Raw genomic sequence first — 21,653 nt, 5'->3', positions numbered from 1 at the left:
GCCGTGCGACTGGAAGGCGTGGGTCGGCGCTACGGGCTGCGCGGGCCGTGGGTGCTGCGCGGGGTGGGGCTCGATCTGCCCGCCGGCACCCTGACCCGGATCACCGGGTCCAACGGGAGCGGGAAGTCGACGCTGTTGCGGCTCGTCGCGGGCATCGACGCGCCGGGCGAGGGCCGGATCACGGGCCGGCCGCCGCGCACCGCGTACGTGCCCGAGCGCTTCCCGGCCGCCCTGCCGCTGACGGCCGTCGGCTACCTCGTCCACCTCGGCCGGATCCAGGGCCTCGGCGGGCGGACGGCGCGGGCGCGGGCGGGGGAGTGGCTGGAACGCTTCGGCGCCGCCGCCCACCGCGACGCGCCGCTCTCCGCACTCTCCAAGGGCACCAGCCAGAAGGTCGCCGTCGCCCAGGCCCTGCTCGCCGAGCCGGACCTCCTGGTCCTCGACGAGGCATGGACCGGCCTCGACACCGCCGCCCGCACGGAACTCGACCGCGCGGTGCGCGAACGGGTCGCCGCGGGCGCCCGGGTCGTCTTCGTCGACCACGACCCCCGCCGACTCGCCGGCGAGCCGGACGCGGAGTACGCGGTGACGGCGGGCCGCGTCCACCGCGCGGAGCGGACCGGCCTCCGGCCCGCCGCGCCCCCGCCCCTGGCCCATATCACCGCATCGGGCGGTACGGAGCCTCCCGCGGGCCTGCCCGTGGCCACGGAACCCGCCCGCGGCGGCGACCGGTTGACCCTCACGGTCGACGTGGCACACTCCGACGCCGCGCTGCGCGCCCTGCTCGACGCGGGCTGGCACATCGAGAACGTCAGCACCGAAAGCACCAGCCGCACCGAAAGCACCAGCGCCACCGATCACCCCGACGGCACCAGCCGCACCGACACCTCCGAAAGCACCCGGGCATGACGGCACTGCTCCGCTACCAGACCGCCCTGCTCCTGCGCTCCCAGCGCTGGCTGGCACCCTTCCTCCTCTACGCGGCCTTCGTCGGCGTCGGCCTCCGGCCGGGGGAGCCGGTGCTGGGGGCGCTCGGCTACGCGGTGACCGGGCTCGTCCCGGTGGCGGCCTGGGCGGTGCGGGTCTGCCTGGGGCAGGAGCCGGCCGCCGCCCGTACGGTGACCGCGGCGGCGGCCGGGCCCGCCCGGGCCCACCTCGCCGGCATCCTCACCGCCACCGGGGCCGTCCTCCTGGTCGGCACCGTCACGGTCCTGGCCGTGACGGCCGTGAGCGACCGGCGCGGTGTCGCCGCGCTCACCGCCGGCAGCGCGGGACTGCTCGCCGCCACCGTGTGCGTTCTGACCGGCGCGGCCGTCGGCACCCTCACCACCCGCCCCCTGATCCCCTCCCGCGGCTGGTCCCTCGCGACCCTCCTCCTCGGCTCCCTCCTCGCCCTGGTCACCACCGGCTCCCCGGCCCACGCCGCCCTCACCGCCCTGACCACCGGCGCCCGCACCCCCACCCTCCCCCTGCCGTGGACCGCCCTCGCGGCCGCCCTGCTGCTCGCCTCCGCCTCGGCGACGCTCGCGAGCCGGGCGGCGGGCCGGCACGCCTGACTACCCCCCGGTAGCGGTGTGTTGTCTCTCACAGGACATGGAGTGCAACTGTCAGCTTTGCCTCAGACTGTAGTCGGCTTATGACCGCTTGTGTCCGAACCGTGTCGGCCCCGCGACCTGACAAACAGCTTTGACGTCGGGAAGTCGCATCCCCTTTATTCCTCCGCAGTACTTGTAACGGGGGGAATGGGGGGGGACATATGAGATCCAGACGTACGCGGTTGAGATTTCCGCGCAGCGCAGCGACGGTCGTAGCCGTGGTGTGCGCCGTCACCGGATTGAACGCCGTGCCCGGCGGCGCGACGCCGAACACTGCCGCCACTCGTGAGGACGGCGCCCATCCGCGCACCGGAGCGGAGGCCGCCGACACGCCGGAAAGCCTGGCTGTCGCGAAGGCCAAGAAGACCGGCAAGCCGGTCGACGTGGTGTCGATGCGGACCGAGTTCAGCGAAGTGACCGCCCGCCCGGACGGCACCCTGGAATCGGTCACCCACACCCGTCCGGTCCGCACCCGGAAGGACGGCGCCTGGGTGGACATCGATCCCGCACTGCACAGGGTGGCCGGTGGCATGGTGGAGCCGAAGGCCGCCTTGTCGGGGCTGGCCTTCTCCGGTGGTGGTGACAAGCCGCTCGTGCGCATGTCGCGGGCCGGTAAGGTCCTCGAACTGACCTGGCCCAAGCCTCTCCCGGCGCCCGAACTCAAGGGGGAGACGGCCACCTACGCGTCCGTTCTGCCCGGCGTGGACCTGCGCCTGACCGCCACGCGGACAGGCTTCAACCAGCTACTGGTGGTGAAGAGCCCCGAGGCGGCGAAGAATCCGGCCCTCGACCGGCTGCGCATCGGTGTGAACACCGCGGGCCTCGCCGTGCGGGAGAACGCCGACGGGACACTCACGGCGGTCGACGAGGCCGGCGGCGGCACGGTGTTCACCGCGCCCAGGCCGATGATGTTCGACTCGTCGGCCGGCGCGAAGGACGGGCCCGGCAAAAAGGACTCCGGTCCGACGGCGGCCACCGGCACGGCCAAGTCACCCCTGCTCGCCGCCGCCTCGGGTGAGGGCCCCGTTCAGGCGGTGGCCCATGCCGCCCCGGTGGGACTGGAACTGTCCGCGGACGGCCGGGGAACCCGTGGCGAGGACGCGATGGTTCTCACCCCGGAGCGGACCCTGCTGGACGACCCCCGCACGGTCTACCCGGTGCTGATCGACCCGGCCTGGGACACCCCCCACACCTCGGCCTGGGCCGGCATCTCCCGGACCAACGGTGACCAGCCCTACTACAAGTTCTCGTACAACGGCACGTACGTGCCGGATTTCGGCACGGGCTACTGCGCGTCTCCCGGCTGCTCCACCGCGGATGTGAAGCGGGTCTACTACCGCATCCCGGTGACCAGCAAGTTCGCCGGGAAGCACATCCTCTCCGCCGAGTTCAACGTGTACGAGTCCCACTCGTACAGTTGCACCGCGAAGCCGGTCCAGCTCTACCTGACCCACGCCATCGGCGCGAGCACCACGTGGAACAACTCGTCCACGAGCGCCCACTGGCACAAGTGGCTCCAGACCCAGAGCGCGGCGAAGGGCTGGAGCTCGGCCTGCGCGGCGGGCTACCTGGAGTTCGGGGCCACCAACGTCAAGAACGTGGTGCAGCAGGCCGCCAACAGCTCTTGGCCGAGCATCACCTTCGGCCTGAAGGCGGAGAACGAGGCCGACGCCGGCGCGTGGAAGCGCTTCACCGACGACGCGAGCCTGCGGGTGAACTACAACCTGCCGCCACGCCAGATCCCGATGAAGTCGCACTCCATGTCGCCCGGCTCCGTGTGTCTCTCGACGGGCCTGAAGATCAACCGGATGCCGCAGATCACGGTGGTGGCCACGGACCCGGACAACGAGAAGATCGGGGTGCAGTTCGCGGTCGCCTGGGACTCGGGTGACGGAACCGGCCACAAGCGACGCTGGTTCTCGACCGGCAGCGAGGGCGCGGTGCCCGCTTCCGGCACGTTCAAGGCGTCCGGATCCCCGTTCTCCGTCATCCTGCCGACGACCATCCCGAAGAGCACCTGGTTCGGATGGGAGGCGCGTGCCTGGGACGGGGCCGAATGGGGTCCGTGGACCTCCACCGGTGACCCGACGGCCTGCTACGTCATGGTCGACACGGAGCACCCCAGCGGGCCGGACGTGACGTCCACGGACTTCCCGGGCAGCAAGATCCAGTCCGACGACGTCCCATGGACCGATGGCGTCGGCAAGTACGGCACCTTCGTCATCGACAGTGCGAGCACCGACGTCGTGAAGTACGAGTACGGCCTCGACGAGGAAGCCTCCCCGGCCAACACGGTGACGACCACGAAGGGCGAACCGAGATCGGTCACCCTTCTGATGGACACCCCGGGGCCGCACTGGCTGTCCGTCAGGGCGCTCGACGGCGTCAACGCCTCGCAGCCCGAGACGTACTACTTCAACGTCCTCAGCGGCCAGCCCCAGCGGGCCGGATGGGCCATGGACGAGAAGGAGCCGGTCGGCTCGGTCGCGGGCATGGTGAGCACGTTCGCGACGACGCGTGGTTCGGGCGTCGGCACCGACCCCACCGGCCACGACGGTACGGGGGCGGGCGCCACGCTCGACAACACCGCGAACGGATACATCTCGGCGGAGCGCGCGATCGTTGATACCGATCGCAGCTTCACGTTCTCCGGGTGGGCCAAGCCGGTCGGCATCGTGGCCACCGAGAGCTCCGCGGCGATCACCCAGCTTGGCCGGCATCAGTCCATCACCCTCGGGCTCCTCGGGGACAAGTGGGCCGTCAAGGCCCCGACCGCAGACGTCCTCTCGGGCCATAGCTGGTACACGGTCGCGTCCACCACACCCGCCGTGGACGGCAGGTGGACCCACATCGCCGCGACCTACGACGCAACGGCTCGCAGCCTCACGCTGTATGTCGACGGTGTCGCCGCCGGCACGATGAGCAATGTGAACATGTGGGCGGCCCGCGGTGCGCTGACCTTCGGCCGGATGAAGTGGAAGGACCAGCTCACCGACTCCTGGAACGGCTCTCTCGACGACATCGCCGTCTGGGACCGCGCCCTGGGAGCCGCGGAAGTGTCCGAGGCGGCGAAGGACCGGCCGGTGACGACGGGCCGCCCGGCCAAGGCGGTGTGGAAGCTCGACGAGCCGACCGGCGAGGTCGCGTTCGGACGCGGTGAGGCCACCGAACTCGCGCTCAACGGCGCCACACCCGGCGTCCCCGGCGCGGCCGGCAAGGCCGTGCGTTTCGACGGCGTCGACGACTACGCGCGCACCGCCCGGCCGCAGGTGGACACCAACCGCAGCTTCTCCGTCTCGGCCTGGGTCCGGCTTCCCGCCACGGCCGCCGGCGACGGCATGCCGCGGATGGTCGTCACCCAGAACGGCCAGCACCAAGGCGAGTTCTTGCTGTACTACTCCGCGTACAGCAAGAAATGGAACTTCGGCCGCTTCTCCGAGGACGCTGCAACGACCACGCTGACGACCGCTCAGCAGCCCACATGCACCGGTGTCGTCAACGGCGTTCCCTGCTTCGGTCCGGCCAACAACGAGTGGACGCACCTCGTGGGCGTCTACGACGCCAAGACCGGAAAGCTGCGGCTGTTCATCAACGGATACAAGGTGGCGGAGACCGCCTACACACCGGCGAAGCCGTGGACGAACTCAGGCGGCCTCCAGGTCGGCGCCGTCAACCGTGAGGGCGTCAACCGGGAGTTCTTCGGCGGTGACATCGATGACGTTCGGGTACACGACCGCGTCGTCACCGCGGACGAGGCCCACTCGATGGTCAAGCAGCGCCCGCAGCTCGGCGCCCGCTGGAAGTTCAACAACTCCTCGGGCACGCCCGCGGCGGCACCGGACGAGGCAGGCAGCGCGGAGAACGCTGTCCTCTACAAGGAGGCCAAGGTCAGCACGGGCAGCGGTGCCGTCGCCGGTGCCGACGGGCTTCCGTCCGGAAGTCTTGCCCTCGACGGAGTGAACGACTACGCGGCCACCACGGCCATGCCGATCCACACGGGGCAGAGCTTCAGCATCACCGGATGGGCCAGTCTCGCTTCAACGAACCGTGACATGACGGCGCTGTCCGTGGCGGGCAGCAGGCAGAGCGCCGTCGAAGTCGGCTGGGACCACCAGAAGGCGGTGGACGGGCAGGACGTAGGACAGTGGAGGGTCAGCGTCACCGGCGCCGACGGGGAGACGGTCACCCGCACGACGGCCGTCCATACCTACGACTTCTCGACCCGCACCGGATGGAACCACCTCGCGGTCGTGTACGACGGGTTCTCCGACCAACTGTCGCTCTACGTCAACGGTGCCCTCGAGAACCAGATCTGCCCCGACGCCGAGGCCGAGGCGGGTACCTGTACAGATCACGTCTCGTGGGCTTCGGCGGCGCAGCCGTTCGAGGCCACGGGGCAGGTGCAGTTCGGCCGCGACCTGACGAACGGCATCTTCGGGTCGTACTTCTCGGGTGAGCTCGACGACGTGTGGATGTTCCAGGGCGCGCTGAGCCCGGCGCAGGTCGTCGCCCTCACCGAATCAAGCGTCGAACTGAGCACGACCTCGGCGCTGTAGGTCCTCCACTTCCGGAACGAGGGGTGGACGGGTCACCTTCCCGTCCACCCCTCGGCATTCCTCCGGAACCAACCCCGTGACCAGGAGGTAGTTCCTTCATGCAGCTATTCGGCCCAGGACGGAGACGGGCGCGGGCCCGTCTGTCCGTGCTGGCGAGCGGTGCCTTGCTGGGCACCCTGATACAGGGCCTGCCGTCCGCCGTGACCACGGCGTCGGCGGACGACAACAGGCCGGCGGCCGTCTCGCCCGAGCGGCCGGTGAAGGGCGGGACGGCGAAGCCCAAGCCGGGTCGCCCCGAGCAGCGATCGAAGGCCACCAGGCCGTCCATCGCCTGGCCCGCGGCCGGCAGCGTCCGCGTGGTCCTCCCGGAGGGCGGCGGCACGGCGGGTGGCTCCGTCCCCGTCGGCAAGACGCCCGTGACACTCGACGCGGTCAAGGGGCGCGGCGCCGCCCGCTCGGCACAGAGCGCACAGAGTGTCCGGCCCGCCCAGGCCGACGTGCGCCTGCTCGACCGCTCGGCGGCCGAGCGCGCCGGCGTCGACGGCGTCCTCCTGACCATCGGCAACGCGACCGCCGGAACGGTCGCCGCGCCGCTCACGACCAAGGTCACCGTCGACTACAGCGGCTTCGCCAGGAGCGCGGGTGGCGGCTACGGATCCCGCCTGCGGCTCGTCCGGCTGCCCGACTGCGTCCTGACGACACCGGAGAAGCCCGCGTGCCGTGCTCCGATCCCGCTCGCGGGCGGCAACGATACGGAGACGAAGAAGGTCACCGCCGACGCCGTGCCGGTGCCGCCGGCCGCCCCGGCGGGCCTTCAGACACAGTCGGGCGCCTCCACCACGACCGTCCTGGCCGCGACCTCGGGGGCATCGAGCCTCGCCGGTGATTTCAAGGCGAGCCCGCTCGCGGCGTCCTCGTCCTGGAACACCGAGCTCAACACAGGCACGTTCACCACCTCGTACGCCATGGCCGTGCCCTCCGTACCGGGCGCCTTCGTGCCCAAGGTCGCCCTGAACTACTCCTCGGGGACGCTCGACGGCCGTACCTCCAACAGCAACAACCAGGCTTCCTGGGCCGGTGACGGTTTCGACATGTCTCCGGGCTTCGTCGAGCGTTCGTACAAGCCCTGTGGTGACGAAGGCGTCAAGAAGGATGACGCCGAGATCGGTGACCTGTGCTGGGGCTACGACAACGCGACGATCAGCTTCGCCGGCCACTCCGGTGAGCTCATCCCCATCGGCGCGAACGAGTGGCGGCTCAAGGGGGACGACAGCACCAAGGTCACCCGGGTCAAGGACGCCAATCGCGGCAACGGGGACAACGACGGTGAGTACTTCAAGGCCGTCACGTCGGACGGTACGACGTATTGGTTCGGCTACAACCGGCTCGACAACTGGGCCACGGGCAAGCCGGAGACGAAGTCGGTCTTCACCGTCCCGGTGTTCGGCAACAATTCCGGTGAGCCCTGCTACAACGCCGATATCAAGAGCGCGTGGTGCCAGCAGGGTTGGCGCTGGAACCTCGACAAGGCGGTCGACACCAAGGGCAACGTCATCACCTACTGGTACGACCAGGAGGCGAACTCGTACGGCCGCTATCTGACCGCGGCAGATGACACCCCGTACGTGCGCGGCGGCACGCTCGACCACATCGAGTACGGCCAGAAGGCCACGGACATCAACTCGGCGACCGTGAAGCCGATGGCCCGGGTCAACTTCGCCACCGCGGAACGCTGTCTGGAGACGGACGCCGCGCTCTGCGATCCCGCGAAGATCGACACCAACCGGCAGTACTGGTACGACACGCCGTGGGACATGGACTGCAAGGCCGGCACCGACTGCGACGCCGGCCGCTACTCCCCGACGTTCTTCACCCGTACACGGCTCGCGTCGGTCACCACGCAGACGCTGCAGTCGGACGGTACGTACAAGGACATCGATTCCTGGACCCTGAAGCACCGGTGGGGTTCGTCCGACATCGACTACCAGTTGCTCCTCTCCTCGATCGTGCGGAAGGGACTGGCGGGAAGCACGCCGATCACCCTCCCGCCGACCGTCCTCAACTACGACGAGCGGACCAACCGGCTCGACAAGTCGGGTGACGGCCGGGCGCCGTTCATCAAGGAACGCCTCTCCACCATCACCGACGAGGCCGGTGGCCAGGTGGACGTCAACTACTCGCAGCAGGCGTGCTCCTGGAGCGCGCTCCCCACGCCGCAGAGCAACACCACGCGGTGCTTCCCGCAGCAGTACCAGCCGAGCAACAAGATGCCGGTGACCACGGAGTGGTTCAACAAGTACGTGGTCGACTCCGTCATCGCGACCGACCTCACCGGCGGCTCGCCCGACATGGTCACGCGCTATACCTACCTGGGGCCCGCGGCCTGGGCGTTCGACGATGACGACGGTCTGACCAAGGAGAAGCTCAAGACCTGGTCGCAGTGGCGCGGCTACCAGCACACCCGTGTGCAGACAGGCAGCACGTCGCAGATGCTTTCGCAGGTGGACCACTGGTTCCTGCGTGGCATGCACGGCGACCGCAACGACCCCGCTGACAAGACGAAGACGCGTACGGTCACGGTGTCCGACGGCGTCGGCGGCACGATCACCGACGACCAGGCATGGGCGGGCTACGAGTACCGGGTCGAGACGTACGACGCGCCCGGCGGCAAGATCCTGTCCAAGACGGTCAACACGCCCTGGAAGAAGGAGACCGCCAAGCGGGTCCGTGACTGGGGTACCACCACCGCCAACATCACGAGCACCGAGACGACCCGCTCGTACACCTCGCTCGACAACGGAGCCGGCAGCAGTTGGCGCGAGGTCCGTTCGAAGAACTTCTTCGACGACTACGGCCGTGTCACCAAGGACGAGGACCTCGGAGACGTCGCGGTCGCGTCCGACGACCAGTGCACGCGCACCACGTACGTCGACAACACGAGTGCCTGGATCCTCACCGGTCTCATCCGCAAGGAGACCGTGGCGGCGAACTGCACCGCGACGGTCAACCGGGACACGAGGGCCGACGGAAGCTCCGCCGTGATCTCCGACGTGCGCACGCGGTACGACGGTCAGGGCTACGGTGTCGCCCCGACCAGGGGCCTGCCGACCATGGTCGAGGTCCTGAAGCATCGTTCGGGCACCAAGGCGACCTACCTGGACAGCGCGACCACGTTCGACACGTACGGCCGACCGCTGACCGTCACGGAACTGGCGTCCACGAGCGTCTTCGATCCGGCCGACGGGACCGCCGCCCCGGTGACGACCGCCCACACGGGCGCCCGGACCACCACCACGGCCTACACCCCGGCCACGGGACGCCCCACCCAGAGCACGGTGACGACGCCTCCGGCCACGGCAGGCGTCACGTCCACGGCGCACGTGTCCAAGACCTTCTACGAGCCGCTTCGCGGACTGCCCTCGGCGGAGGTGGATGCCAACCAGCTACGCACGGATGTCGTGTACGACGCGCTCGGCCGCAACCTCAAGCTGTGGAAGCCCGACCGGTCGAAGCTGAGCAACCAGACCCCGAACGTCGAGTACCGCTACCACGACGACGCGGGGAACATCCGCTCGGTCGAGACCCTGACGCTCAACGCGGACGGCTCGCAGACGGCGAACTTCCTGCTCTACGACGGTCACCGCCGCGAGCGACAGACCCAGGGACAGGGGGACAACGGCGGCAAGGTCCTGACGGACACGTTCTATGACGCGCGTGGCCTGGTGGAGCGCAAGCACGCCCCGTACTACGCGACGGGCGGTCCGTCGGGTTCGCTGTTCAAGCTGGAGAACGCGACGGGTGTCGAGTCGCAGACGGAGACCGCGTACGACGGTCTGGGCCGTGCGACGAAGGTGACCGAGCTCGCGGGCAACGGCGTGGGCCTGAAGGTCCTGTCCACGACCCGCACGATCTACGGCGGAGACCGGACCACGGTCATCCCGCCGAAGGGCGGTACGACGACCACGTCGGTGACGGACGCGGCCGGCCGTGTCGTGGAGAGGTTGCAGTACCAGGGCGTGGACCCCAACGGCCCGGCTGACAGTACGAAGTACGGGTACGACCCGTCGGGCCACATGGTGAAGCTCACCGATCCGTCGTCGAACGAGTGGAGCTGGATCTATGACCAGCTTGGTCGGCAGACGGGCGCGGTCGACCCGGACACGGGGACGACGGCCAAGAAGTACAACGACCGTGGTGAGCTGACCAGCAGCGAGAACGGCAACAAGAAGACGGTCTGGTACGTCTACGACAACCTCTCCCGCCAGATCGAGTCGCGTGACGGCAGTGGGAGCGGGCCGCTGCTGACCTCACAGACCTGGGATCCCCTGAACAACAAGGGCATGGTGGGGAGTTCCAGCAGCTACGTGACGGTGGGGACGACCAGGTACGAGTACAAGACGACGGTCAACGTGTACGACGCGTTGTACCGGCCGACGCGTACGACCCTGACCGTGCCGTCGGTTCCCGGCCAGGAGGGTCTGGCGGGCAGTTATGTCACCGGCACGTCGTACAACCTCGACGGCACGGTGAAGTCGGTGGCCTACCCGGCCGCGGGCAACCTCGCGGGTGAAGCGCTCGCGTTCACGTACGACGGTCTGCGCCGGACGACCTCGGCGGGCAGTCTGCTCTCCACGTATCTGACCAAGCAGACGTACAGCCTGACCGGCAAGCCGCTGCAGACGACCCTGAACGCGGCCGGCGGCAAGAACGTCTGGATCACCAACGAGTGGGAGTTCGGCACCCAGCGTCTGAAGGGCAGCCGGACGGATCTGGAGGGCGGCAGCGGCGCGGAGCGCGCGGCGGGCTACACCTATGACGAGGCCGGCAATGTCACATCGCTCAGTGATGTGTCGCGGTACGGCGTGGACACGCAGTGCTTCACGTACGACCACCTGGCGCGGCTGACGGAGGCGTTCACACCGTCGGCGACGACCTGCCCGACGGATGGTCCGTCGGCGTCCTCCATGGGAGGCCCGGCTCCGTACTGGACGAGCTGGACGTACAACACCGACGGCACGCGCAAGACGGAGACGGAGCACGACCCCTCCGGCAACGCGGCCGCCGACAAGGTCCGTACGTACACCTACCCGGCCAAGGGCGCGACGCGGCCGCACTCGCTGCTCGGCACCAGCACGGTCACCGGTGGCACGGGTGATCCGGTCACCGAGTCGTACGTGTACGACGACAGCGGCAACACGACCGAGCGGCACCTGAGGCCCGGGGCCGGCACCAGCAGCGACCAGGTCCTCGCTTGGAACTCCCGGGGCAAGCTCACCAAGCTCACCGACACCGTGAAGAAGGAGTCGGGCGGCGTCACCGTCACCACGACGAAGACGAGCGACTACGTCTACGCCGCGGACGGCAGCCGGCTGCTGAGCCACGACGTGGACTCGGCGAACCCGGAGGCGGAGTCCTTCACCCTCTACCTCGGCTCCACCGAACTCAAGCTGGTCAAGGGGGCCGCCAAGCCGACCGCGACCCGCTACTACGAGCTCGGTACCGCGACGGCCGTCCGCACCGATGACAACAAGGTGTCCTTCCAGGTCACCGACCACCACAAGACGGGCACGATCGACATCGACGCCTCCGGCGTCGTCGTCGACCAGCGCCGTATGACCCCCTTCGGCGAACTGCGCGGCACCGCCCCGACCGGCTGGGCCGGCACCCGTGGCTTCGTCGGCGGCACGGTCGACCCGACGGGCCTCACCCACCTGGGCGCCCGCGAGTACGACCCGACCACGGGCCGCTTCATCAGCGTGGACCCGATCCTGGCCCCCGAGGACGTCCAGTCCCTCAACGGCTACGTCTACTCCAACAACAACCCGATGACCCTGTCGGACCCGTCGGGCCTCCGCCCGGACGGGATCTGCGGCGGGAACTCGAGCACGTGCCGGCCGAGCGACTCCGGCAACGAGATGTCGGTGACGTACCACGAGTCGTGGCAGCCCACGGGCAACGGCTGGAAGTGGAGTAAGTACGACGAGTCCAAGAGCGGCAAGCGGTACTACACCTACGGTGGCGTGAACTGGGGCACGGTCATCGACGTGACGCCCCGGAAGATCAAGTGGAACCGCAACACGATTCCCGGCATCGTCCGCAGCTTCGTCTCGACGCTCGACCTGGTCCCCGGCCTGCCGTCCGCCTCGGAGCAGTACGACAAGCTCGTCAGCAAGATGGGCTTCGACCCGACCGACCCGGCCTACGAGGATGGGGAGGCCGGGGCGGACACGCTGACTCTGATCTTCACCGGAGTCGGGGGCGTCGCCAAGGGCGGTGCGAAGGGCGTCGCGAAGGCCGCTGGGAAGGACGGTGCGAAGGACGCGGCTGGGGCAGCGAAGACCTGCAACAGCTTCGTGGAGGGCACCAAGGTCCTGATGGCGGACGGAACGTCCAAGTCCATAGAGGACGTCAAGGTCGGAGACAAGGTCCTGGCCACCGACCCGGAAACGGGAGTGACCAGGGTCGAGACGGTCACCGCGGAGATCAAGGGCGAGGGCCTCAAGCACCTCGTCAAGATCGCGGTCGACATCGACGGCACGTCGGGCAAGAAGACGGCCCAGATCACGGCTACGGACGAGCACCCGTTCTGGGTTCCCGCGCTGGGAGAGTGGATTGACGCGACCGACCTGAAGGCGGGCCAGTGGCTACGCACCAGTTCCGGCACCCTCGTCCAGATCACGGCCGTCCAGCGTTGGACTGCACAGGACGCCACTGTTCGCAATCTGACCGTCTCCGACCTTCACACGTACTATGTGCTGGCGGGCGAGACGCCGGTACTGGTGCATAATTCCAACTGCCCGCTGACTGGCGGCTTCAAGGTGGGTGTAACCCCTGATGAGATCACCGATATCAATCGTGGTTTCGGTGGTGAAACTCTGCTCAGCGGTTCACCGGCCAACACCATGGCTAACGCCAGTCGCTACAACAGCTTCTGGGACAAGTCGGCCGTCGTAATTCGCGATATTGCCGGTAGTCACATGTTCAACAATGGAAACAAGCGCACTGCCCAAGCTGTCGTGGAAGAGCTGATGCGTCGGAACCGGGTCACGAGTGGCCCAACCTCTGCCGACCTGCGAAGCGTCATCGACAGAGTTGGCAAAGGCCAGCTGCACGACGTCAGCGACATCTCGGCAGCCTTGAGGGGTTACTGATGGGAGTGCAAGGGATGGATATTGAGCAGCTCATGGAGAGGCTGGGCCGCTCAGGTGTCACTGTGATCCTCAAGGTGGACGACGAGAGGATGGCGGAAGGTGGTGAGCCCTGGACTTTGGTGATGTCGGGTCCAGGGCTGGGGGAGCAGGGGTTTATTCGAGCTGAATCTTCCAGCTTGAGTGACTGTCTCGAACAGGGATTCAGTCGGTTGCGTTCCCGGCCCGGCGACTGGGAATGGTTGGCGGAATTCTCGTAACCATTGAAACGAGGCCCTCCCGAACCTCTCGGGAGGGCCTCAAGTCGTTTCACGGCAACGTCAGCGGACGACGGCTGCGGCGGGTGGGTCGTCAGGGTCGCCGTCCCGGCCGCCGAGAGCATGGCCCAAGGCGTCAATGGCGTCACGCTGGAGTCGGAGTCGTATGTGGGCGTAGACGCGGGCGGTAACGCCGATGTGGGCGTGGCCGAGGAGTTCCTTGATGACGATGAGGTCAATGCCCTGTTCCAGGAGCAGGTTGGCGGTCGAGTGCCGGAGATCGTGGAAGCGGATGGTCCGAAGGTCGGCGCTGTGGAGGAGGCGGAGGAAGCGGCGGTTGAGGTTGCCAGGGTCGAGCGGCCTGCCCTTCGGGCCCGGGGGGCTTCCGTGACAAAATCGCAGAGGTTCGCCGGTCGCATGACGAGGTGCGGCAAGGTCCGTGGAATCCCGAGAATGGCGGCGGCGACTATTTCTTCCACCGCCGAGGGCATGATCTTCTAGTGACGGCCGGGGCGGCCTCAGCGGCTCATCAGCTCCGACACCTTCACGAAGCGGTAGCCCCGGGCGCGCAGCTCCGGGACGATCCGGCGGATGGCCTGCTCGGTCACCGGGGCGGCGCTGCGGGTGCAGTGCAGGACGACCAGGGAGCCGGGGCGGACGCCGGAGAGGACCTGGTCGGCGACGGCGTCGGGGTCCTTGGCGAAGGCGTCGCCGCTGACCACGTCCCACTGCACGGCGGTGACGCCGGCGGGGGCGAGGGCGCGGCGGGCGTCGTCGTCGTAGCAGCCGCCGGGGAAGCGGAAGTACGGGACGACGTTGACGGCGCCCGCGTCGCGGAAGGCGTCGAAGGCGCGCTGGACGTCGGCCGCCATGTCCGGCCGGGGCACGGTCGGTAGCCCGTAGCAGGGCGCGGCGAAGGCGTAGTGGCTGAACGAGTGGTTGGCGATCTCGAAGAGCGGATCGGTCCCGATGGAACGTGCCTGGTCCGGGTACTCCTCGGCCCAGCGGCCCGTCATGAACACGGTCGCGTCCACCTTCAGGCGGCGCAGGGTCGCGATGAGCTGCGGATTGTCGAAGCGTTCGCCGCGCGCGGCGCGCGGGCCCTGGTCGGCCGTCATGTCGGCGTCGAAGGTGAGGGCGACGACCTTCTCGGCGCTCTTCACCCGGTGCGTGTAGACGGGGGTGAGGCCGCCGGCGGCCGGTGCGAGCGTCGGCGGTGCCTTACGGGCCGGCGCGGCCTGGTGGCCGGGCGCGGGCGGGGCCGCCTTCGCGGCGGGCGTCCTGGCTGCGGGTGTCTTGGCGGCCACCGGTGCGGGCCGCTCGGCCGCGCCCCCGCCGCAGCCGACGAGAACGGCACCCAAGAGAGCAAGCGCCGACAGTCTTCGTACAGGAATGGTCACCCACGGAAATTAACCGATCATTGGGTGAGCAGCCGCCTCCGGCACTCCGCCACGTCGAAGTCGCCCTTCGGGTAGCGCGGGTCCAGCTCCTCCAGGTGTTCCAGGAGCAGGGTGCTGATCGCCCAGTTGCGGTACCACTTGCGGTCGGCGGGGACCAGGTACCAGGGCGTCCGGTCGGTCGCGCAGCGGGCGAGGGCGATCTCGTACGCCTCCTGGTAGGCGGGCCACAGGGCGCGCTCGTCGATGTCGCCGGGGCTGAACTTCCAGTGCTTGTCCGGGTTGTCCAGGCGCTCCAGGAGCCGGTCGCGCTGCTCCTCGTACGAGAGGTGGAGGAAGACCTTCACGAGGGTGACGCCGTCGTCCGCGAGGGACCGCTCGAAGGCGTCGATCTCGCCGTACCGCTCCTCCAGCTCCGCCGGCGGGACCAGGCCGCGGACCCGGGCGATGAGCACGTCCTCGTAGTGGGAGCGGTCGAAGATGCCGATCTCGCCGGCGTGGGGGAGGGCCCGGGTGACGCGCCACAGGAACGGGTGGGCGCGCTCCTCCGCCGTCGGTGCCTTGAAGGCGTGGACGCGGCAGCCGGAGGGGTTGAGGTGGCCGATCACATGCTTGACCGTGCCGCCCTTGCCGCTGGTGTCCATGCCCTGGAGCACGAGGAGCACCCGGCGCCGGTCGCCGGCCGTGCTCGCCGCGTAGAGACGTTCCTGCAGCTCGGCGAGGCGGGGGCCGATCGTGGTCGTGGCGGCGAGACCGGCCGCCTTGCCGTCCGGGGCGCCGGGCGTCGCGGCGGCGTCGTACGCGGAGAGCTCGACGCGCTCGCCCACGGGGACCCGCAGCAGCTCCCGCAGGGATCCCCGGCTCGCGGTGGTGTGGTCGCTCGACATCCGCTCCCGCCTTCCCGGCCGGTGTCGGCCGCTGTCCGTCCGCTTCCCGGCCGTTGTCCGGCCACTGCCCGGCCGCTGTCCGTCCGGCGCTCGTCTACCCCGGTTCGCCGCCGCTGCTACCGATCCTGCGCGTCGAGCGCCGGTGCCACCACCGCGAAGGCCCGGTCGAGCAGTTCCAGCGGGTCCTCCGCCGCGTCGCTGTCGGCCCAGCGCTGGAGCGCCGTGTGGAACGCGACCAGGGCCGTGCCCGCCGCCAGCCTCGGATACAGGTCGCCGGCCGGGTCGAGGCCCCGGCGGGCGGCCAGTTCCGCCGCGAGCGCCTCGCGCCAGTCGGCCTGCCGCTCCAGGAAGCGGGCGAGGAGCGGGGGCGTACGGAGGATGAGCTGGACCACGCGCAGGGCGCGGGCCGCGTGGTCGGCGTGGCGGTCCGTGCAGGCGGCGAGCGGTACGGCGACGGCGTGCCGCAGCGACGCGGACGGGGGCTCGCCGGCCGGGCGCCCGGCCAGGGCGGCGTGGATGTCGGCGCCCATGCCGGACAGGAACCGCACGACCACGTCCTCCTTGGAGGCGAAGTAGCGGAAGAAGGTCCGCTTCGACACCCCGACGTCGGTCGCGATCTCGTCCACCGTGACCGCGTCGAAGCCCTTCCGGGCCAGGAGCTGGAGCGCCGACTCGGTGAGCTCGGTCGCGACCACGAGGCGCTTGCGCTCGGCCAGGCTGAGGGCGGGGTCGGCGGCGGTGGAGGAGGGGGCGGCGGGGGTGGAGGAGGGGTCGGCGTCGGTGGTCATGTGCCGATCGTAGCCCGGCTCTGTCACTCGGAGAAGTGCTTGACACCGAGTGACACGCGCGGCAGCGTGTGTCACATGACTCGACCCTCACCCTGGAACGCCGACCGCATCCCCGACCTCACCGGCCGCGTCTTCGTCGTCACCGGCGCCAACAGCGGCCTCGGCCTCGCCACCACCCGCGAGCTCGCCCGGCACGGCGGGCACGTCGTCCTCGCCGTCCGCGACGAGCGCAAGGGACGCGATGCGGCCCACGGCATAGCCCGCGAGGTGCCCGGCGCCCGCCTCGACGTGCGGCGGCTCGACCTGGCCGACCTCGACTCCGTACGGGACTTCGCCGGAAAGCTGCGCGCCGACCACGAGCACGTCGACGTGCTGGTCAACAACGCCGGGGTGATGGCCCCGCCCCGCACCCTCAGCGCGCAGGGCCATGAGCTCCAGTTCGCCGTCAATCACCTCGGCCACTTCGCGCTCACCGGGCTCCTGCTCGACCGCCTGGCCGCCGGCCGCGACGCCCGGATCGTCACCGTCAGCTCGCTCCAGCACCGCAAGGGCCGGATCGACCTCGACGCCCTGGAGGACGGAGACAGCGTCCGCCGCTACGCGCCCATGGGGGCCTACAACCGGTCCAAGCTGGCCAACGCCGTCTTCGGGCACCAGCTCCACCAGCGCCTGACGGCGGCCGGCAGCCCCGTGCGCAGCCTCCTCGCCCACCCCGGCTACACGGCCACCAACCTCCAGAACGACACGCCCGTCGCCCTCGTCCGGCTGGTCTTCGGCCGCGTCCTCGGCCCGCTGCTCGCCCAGGCCCCGCAGACCGGGGCGCTGCCCCAGCTCTACGCGGCGACGGCTCCGGACGCCGAGGGCGGCGCGTTCATCGGACCGGACGGCCGGGGCGAGCTGCGCGGCGCGCCGACCCGGGTGGCGCTCGCACCGGCGGCGGCCGATCCGGAGACCGGCCGCCGCCTGTGGGAACTGTCCGAGACCCTCACCGGTGTGCGGTACGAGACGCGGGGCTGACCGGCACCGGATCCGGCGCCACGCCCGGCACCCGGTCCGGCACCACGCCCGGCGCCATGAGCAGCCTCACCGCCGGCGCCGGGCTGCTCAGCGCCAAGGGCCCGTCACCGCGAACGTCGTCCCCGGCGTGTAGCAGTTCACGTACATGGTCGAACCGTCCGGGGAGAACGTCACGCCCGCGAACTCGCCCCACTCCGGGGCCTCCCGTGTCCCTATGTTCTGCGCGCCGCGCGCCACCGCGTACACCTCGCCCTTCCGGCTGACGCCGTAGACGTGCTGTCCGCCGTCCCCGTCCTCGCAGACCATCAGGCCGCCGGTCGGCGCGAGACAGATGTTGTCCGGCGACTCGCCGGGGAGCTGGATGTCGGTGCTCGGGCCGAAGACCACGACGAGGGTGAGCCGGCGCCGGTGCGGCTCGTACCTCCACACCTGCCCGAAGTGGGTCGCCCCGGAGCCGTCCTTGGTGCGGGCGAACGACGACACGAAGTACACGGCCCCCGGGCCGTCGCCGTGCCCGCCCCAGTAGCAGCCCTCCAGCTTCTGGGCGTGGGTGATGCCCTTCGGACCGAAGTCCTGGAGTCTGATGGGGGTCTCGACCGCCTGCGGGTCCGGCACCGGCACCCACTCCACGCCCTCGAAGCAGGCGCCCGTCTCCTGGACCACCGACAGGTCCGGCACGCCCGGCACCCGCATCGCCTCCAGGGCGCCGCCCGCGCGCAGCGAACCGGTGCCGCCGAGCGGCTTGTTCGGCAGGAAGCGGTAGAAGAGCCCGAAGGGATGCTGGAAGGCGTCCTCCGTCTCGTACACGATGCCGCTCTTCGGGTCGACGGCGACCGCCTCGTGCTGGAAACGGCCCATGGCGGTGAGCGGTACGGCGCCGGTGCGGCGCGGGTCGGCCCCGTCGACCTCGAAGACGAAGCCGTGGTCCTTGGTGTAGCCGTTCGTCCCCGCCTTGTCCTCGGTCTCCTCGCAGGTGAGCCAGGTGCCCCAAGGGGTCGGCCCGCCCGCGCAGTTGACGGCGGTTCCGGCGACGCCGACCCGCTCGTCCAGGACGTTGTTCCGCCCGTCGAGGGTGAGGACCGTGCAGCCGCCCTTGGCCGCCGGGTCGTAGGTGAGGCCCGCGACGGTCGGGACGCCCAACCTGGCGGTGGCCCGGTTCTCGTGATTCCGTATCAGGTGGATCCGGCCGCGACGGCCGGTGAAGGCACCCATGCCGTCGTGGTTGCCGGGGACGGGACCCTCGCCGGAGCGCAGGGTGTCCCCTTGCCGGGAGAGGACCTTGTAGGAGAAGCCGGCCGGGAGGTCGAGCAGCCCGGCCGGGTCGGGGATCAGCGGGCCGTAGCCGGCGTGACCCCCGAGGGGCGAGGCGGCGGCGCTGCCGGCGAAGAGTTCGGAGACGGCGCCGGTGAAGGCGATGCCGGCGACGGACGCGCCGGTACGGGCGAGGATCTGACGTCGTGTTGCGGACATGAGGCAACCCACTTCCTGCTGGCGGACAGGACTGAAGTACGTGGTGTGACGTGTAACCCGCATGGTGTATCACGCACGGTGGTGACACGTGAACCATGCGGGTCCACGTTGCCTCAAGTGACGGAAGGGATCAGGAGGTCAGCTCGGCGTCGAGCGTGATCGTCGTCCCCGCCAGTGCCTGGCTCACCGGGCAGTTCTTCTCGCCCTCCTGGGCCAGCCGCCGGAACTCCTCCGCGTCCAGTCCCGGCACCGTCCCGCGCACGGTGAGGTGGCTGCCCGTGATGCCCTTGCCGGGCACGAAGGTGACCTCGGCCGTGGTCTCCAGGCGGGTCGGCGGGGTGTCGTTCTTCGCGAGGACGTTGGAGAACGCCATGTTGTAGCAGGAGGAGTGCGCGGCGGCGATCAGCTCCTCGGGGCTGGTCACCCCGTTCGGCTCCTCGGTGCGGGCCGGCCAGGACACCGGGTACGAGCCGATGCCGGAGGAGTCGAGCGACACGACGCCCGACCCCTTGAACAGGTCGCCCTCCCAGACGTTGCGGGCGGTACGCGTAGCGGCCATGGTGGATCCCTTTCGATCGGGTATGGCCCCCAAGCTACTGCGCCACGAGTCCCTTCGCGTCCCGCGCCAGCGCGGTGAGCCGCGAGATCGCCCGGAAGTACTTCTTCTTGTACCCGCCGTTCAGCATCTCGTCGCTGAACAGCTTGTCGAAGGGCATCCCGGAGGCGAGGACCGGGATCTCCCGGTCGTAGAGCCGGTCGGCGAGGACGACGAGCCGCAGCGCGGTCGACTGGTCGGGGACGGGCTGGACGTCGGTCAGACAGACCGCCGTCAGGTCGTCGGTGAGCGCCCCGTACCGGCTCGGGTGCACCCTGGCCAGGTGTTCGAGCAGGTGCGGGAAGTCGTCGAGCGAGGCGCCGGGCGTGGCGTACGCGGCCTTCGCGACGACCTCGTCGGCGTACGGCGCGGGGGCCTCCGGCAGGCCGCGGTGGCGGTAGTCCTCGCCGTCGATCCGCAGCGGCCGGAAGTGCGCCGACAGGCCCTGGATCTCGCGCAGGAAGTCGGCGGCGGCGAACCGGCCCTCGCCGAGCTTGCCGGGCAGGGTGTTGGAGGTGGCGGCGAGCGCCACGCCCGCGTCGACCAGCTTGCCGAGCAGGGTGGAGACCAGGACCGTGTCGCCCGGGTCGTCGAGCTCGAATTCGTCGATGCACAGGAGCCGGTGCCCGCTGAGGGTCTGCACGGTCTGCTGGAAGCCGAGGGCGCCCACCAGGTTGGTCAGCTCCACGAACGTGCCGAACGCCTTGAGCGCGGGCTCGGCGGGGGTGGCGTGCCACAGCGAGGCCAGCAGGTGGGTCTTGCCGACGCCGTAGCCGCCGTCGAGGTAGATCCCGCGGGGTCCGGCCGGAGCGGCGGACTTCTTCGGGGCCCTGGAGAACCAGCGGCGCCTGCCCGCGCCGGAGGCGTGGGCGCCGCCGAGGCCCTCGGCGAAGCCGCTGAGGATCTTGACGGCTTCGATCTGGCTCGGCTGGTGCGGGTCCGGGATGTACGTGTCGAAGCGCACCGAGTCGAACCGGGGCGGCGGCACCATCTCCGCCACAAGACGGTCGGCGGGGACGTGGGGCTCTCGGGAGCACAGCGAGAGCGGGGCCGCTTCGGTGGAAGCCGCCGCTTCGGTCATGGCACGGGTCGACACAGTTCCCCACTGTAAGCGCCATGTCAGACTGCGGGGATGCGACGCCTGTTCCCTGTGACGGACATGACAGCCGCCGGCACGCCGGCCCCCGACACCACGGCCGCCTCGGACAGGGAGTGGTCCCTCGACGAGCTCGCCGACGCCTACGCGTATCCGGCGGAGGCGGCCTCCGCGCCCTGGCTGCGCGCCAACATGGTCTCCTCGCTCGACGGGGCGGGCCAGCACGACGGCCGCTCGCAGCCGCTGTCCTCCGAGGCCGACATGCGGATCTTCGGGACCCTGCGGGCCCTGGCCGACGTGGTCGTCGTCGGCGCCGAGACCGTACGTCTGGAGGGCTACCGTCCGGCGCGGGCGCGGGAGGCGTTCGCGGCCCGCCGGGCGGCGGCGGGGCAGGGGCCGGCGCCGGTGATCGCCGTCGTGACGGCCTCGCTGGACCTGGATTTCTCGCTTCCGCTTTTCACCGAGCCGCTGGTGCCGACCCTCGTCCTGACCGGAGCCGCGTCGTCCCCCGAGCGGCGGGCGGAGGCCGAGCGGGCGGGCGCGGAGGTGGTGATCGCCGGCGACGGTCCGGGGGTCGAGCCGGAGCGGGCGGTGGCGGCGCTCGCCGAGCGCGGTCTGCGGCGGCAGCTCACCGAGGGCGGGCCCCGTCTGCTCGGGCAGTTCGTGGCCGCGGGGGTGCTCGACGAGCTGTGTCTGACGGTCTCGCCGACCATGACCGCGGGCGGTGCGCAGCGGATCGCGGGCGGGCCCTCCGTGGAGGTTCCGAAACGCTTCGCCGTGGCGTCGGTGCTGGAGCAGGACGGCTTCCTCTTCACCCGCTACCGTCGGATCTGACAATCGGCGGAAT

Annotated in this window: 12 protein-coding genes and 1 pseudogene; 6 read left to right on the top strand and 7 right to left on the bottom strand. The window is 70.1% G+C overall.

The annotated features are described in order from the left end of the window. Positions 1–3: 3 nt before the first annotated feature. The 4 genes from ABZ135_RS10880 to ABZ135_RS10865 all read left to right on the top strand — a co-directional run bounded on the left by ABZ135_RS10880 (position 4) and on the right by ABZ135_RS10865 (position 13,302). The gene (locus ABZ135_RS10880) at positions 4–909 is read left to right on the top strand and encodes an ATP-binding cassette domain-containing protein (protein ID WP_356694068.1); all 906 of its coding nucleotides are present in this window, start codon (positions 4–6) and stop codon (positions 907–909) included. Continuing rightward, positions 906–1,556, top strand: a complete 651-nt coding sequence (locus ABZ135_RS10875; RefSeq protein WP_356694066.1) for an ABC transporter — start codon at positions 906–908, stop codon at positions 1,554–1,556. The genes ABZ135_RS10880 and ABZ135_RS10875 overlap by 4 nt, the downstream gene beginning before the upstream one ends. Positions 1,557–1,813: 257 nt before the next feature. Continuing rightward, a complete protein-coding gene (locus tag ABZ135_RS10870) occupies positions 1,814–6,151 on the top strand; it encodes a LamG-like jellyroll fold domain-containing protein (protein WP_356694064.1) in 4,338 nt (1,445 codons plus the stop codon). Between the two features lie 98 nt (positions 6,152–6,249). After that, positions 6,250–13,302 carry a polymorphic toxin-type HINT domain-containing protein gene (locus ABZ135_RS10865; protein WP_356694062.1) on the top strand — a complete coding sequence of 2,351 codons (7,053 nt, stop codon included), beginning with the start codon at positions 6,250–6,252 and terminating at the stop codon, positions 13,300–13,302. Positions 13,303–13,619: 317 nt separating this feature from the next. Here ABZ135_RS10865 and ABZ135_RS10860 read toward each other — a convergent pair. The 4 genes and pseudogenes from ABZ135_RS10860 to ABZ135_RS10845 form a co-directional block, all read right to left on the bottom strand. Continuing rightward, positions 13,620–13,925: pseudogene (locus tag ABZ135_RS10860) on the bottom strand (tyrosine-type recombinase/integrase); the annotation flags it as partial. Positions 13,926–14,074: 149 nt separating this feature from the next. Beyond that, positions 14,075–14,917 carry a polysaccharide deacetylase family protein gene (locus ABZ135_RS10855; protein WP_356694060.1) on the bottom strand — a complete coding sequence of 281 codons (843 nt, stop codon included), beginning with the start codon at positions 14,915–14,917 and terminating at the stop codon, positions 14,075–14,077. 56 nt (positions 14,918–14,973) lie between these two features. Continuing rightward, on the bottom strand, positions 14,974–15,840 hold the full coding sequence (locus tag ABZ135_RS10850) for a PPK2 family polyphosphate kinase (protein ID WP_356694058.1): 867 nt from the start codon (positions 15,838–15,840) through the stop codon (positions 14,974–14,976). A 116-nt stretch (positions 15,841–15,956) separates the two neighbouring features. Further along, positions 15,957–16,628, bottom strand: a complete 672-nt coding sequence (locus ABZ135_RS10845) for a TetR family transcriptional regulator (protein WP_356694056.1) — start codon at positions 16,626–16,628, stop codon at positions 15,957–15,959. Between the two features lie 75 nt (positions 16,629–16,703). Here ABZ135_RS10845 and ABZ135_RS10840 point away from each other — a divergent pair, with 75 nt between their 5' ends. Continuing rightward, on the top strand, positions 16,704–17,645 hold the full coding sequence (locus tag ABZ135_RS10840) for an oxidoreductase (protein ID WP_356694054.1): 942 nt from the start codon (positions 16,704–16,706) through the stop codon (positions 17,643–17,645). A gap of 87 nt (positions 17,646–17,732) precedes the next feature. Here ABZ135_RS10840 and ABZ135_RS10835 read toward each other — a convergent pair whose 3' ends face one another. From ABZ135_RS10835 to zapE, 3 genes are all read right to left on the bottom strand, one after another. Beyond that, positions 17,733–19,115, bottom strand: a complete 1,383-nt coding sequence (locus ABZ135_RS10835) for an alkaline phosphatase PhoX (protein WP_356694052.1) — start codon at positions 19,113–19,115, stop codon at positions 17,733–17,735. 130 nt (positions 19,116–19,245) lie between these two features. Then, complete coding sequence (locus ABZ135_RS10830; RefSeq protein ID WP_356694050.1) at positions 19,246–19,674, bottom strand: OsmC family protein; 429 nt, start codon at positions 19,672–19,674, stop codon at positions 19,246–19,248. A gap of 34 nt (positions 19,675–19,708) precedes the next feature. Beyond that, positions 19,709–20,791: a cell division protein ZapE gene (gene zapE / locus ABZ135_RS10825; RefSeq protein WP_356694143.1), complete on the bottom strand. Its 1,083-nt coding sequence runs from the start codon at positions 20,789–20,791 to the stop codon at positions 19,709–19,711. 51 nt (positions 20,792–20,842) lie between these two features. Between zapE and ABZ135_RS10820 the strand changes: the two genes are divergently transcribed. Further along, positions 20,843–21,640 carry a pyrimidine reductase family protein gene (locus ABZ135_RS10820; protein ID WP_356694048.1) on the top strand — a complete coding sequence of 266 codons (798 nt, stop codon included), beginning with the start codon at positions 20,843–20,845 and terminating at the stop codon, positions 21,638–21,640. The last annotated feature ends 13 nt before the right edge of the window (positions 21,641–21,653 follow it).

It is taken from the genome of Streptomyces sp. NPDC006339 (assembly GCF_040612775.1).
Classification (GTDB): Bacteria; Actinomycetota; Actinomycetes; order Streptomycetales; family Streptomycetaceae; genus Streptomyces.
Note: the sequence above shows the minus strand (reverse complement) of the source record. Positions and strands in the feature narration are given on the sequence as shown.

Excerpts from the sequence above, each read along its gene's own strand:
- ABZ135_RS10875 (WP_356694066.1), top strand. The coding sequence starts at position 906 with ATGACGGCACTGCTCCGCTACCAGACCGCCCTGCTCCTGCGCTCCCAG.
- ABZ135_RS10845 (WP_356694056.1), bottom strand. The coding sequence starts at position 16,628 with ATGACCACCGACGCCGACCCCTCCTCCACCCCCGCCGCCCCCTCCTCC.
- ABZ135_RS10835 (WP_356694052.1), bottom strand. The coding sequence starts at position 19,115 with ATGTCCGCAACACGACGTCAGATCCTCGCCCGTACCGGCGCGTCCGTC.
- ABZ135_RS10840 (WP_356694054.1), top strand. The coding sequence starts at position 16,704 with ATGACTCGACCCTCACCCTGGAACGCCGACCGCATCCCCGACCTCACC.
- ABZ135_RS10865 (WP_356694062.1), top strand. The coding sequence starts at position 6,250 with ATGCAGCTATTCGGCCCAGGACGGAGACGGGCGCGGGCCCGTCTGTCC.
- ABZ135_RS10820 (WP_356694048.1), top strand. The coding sequence starts at position 20,843 with ATGCGACGCCTGTTCCCTGTGACGGACATGACAGCCGCCGGCACGCCG.
- zapE (WP_356694143.1), bottom strand. The coding sequence starts at position 20,791 with ATGACCGAAGCGGCGGCTTCCACCGAAGCGGCCCCGCTCTCGCTGTGC.
- ABZ135_RS10850 (WP_356694058.1), bottom strand. The coding sequence starts at position 15,840 with ATGTCGAGCGACCACACCACCGCGAGCCGGGGATCCCTGCGGGAGCTG.
- ABZ135_RS10830 (WP_356694050.1), bottom strand. The coding sequence starts at position 19,674 with ATGGCCGCTACGCGTACCGCCCGCAACGTCTGGGAGGGCGACCTGTTC.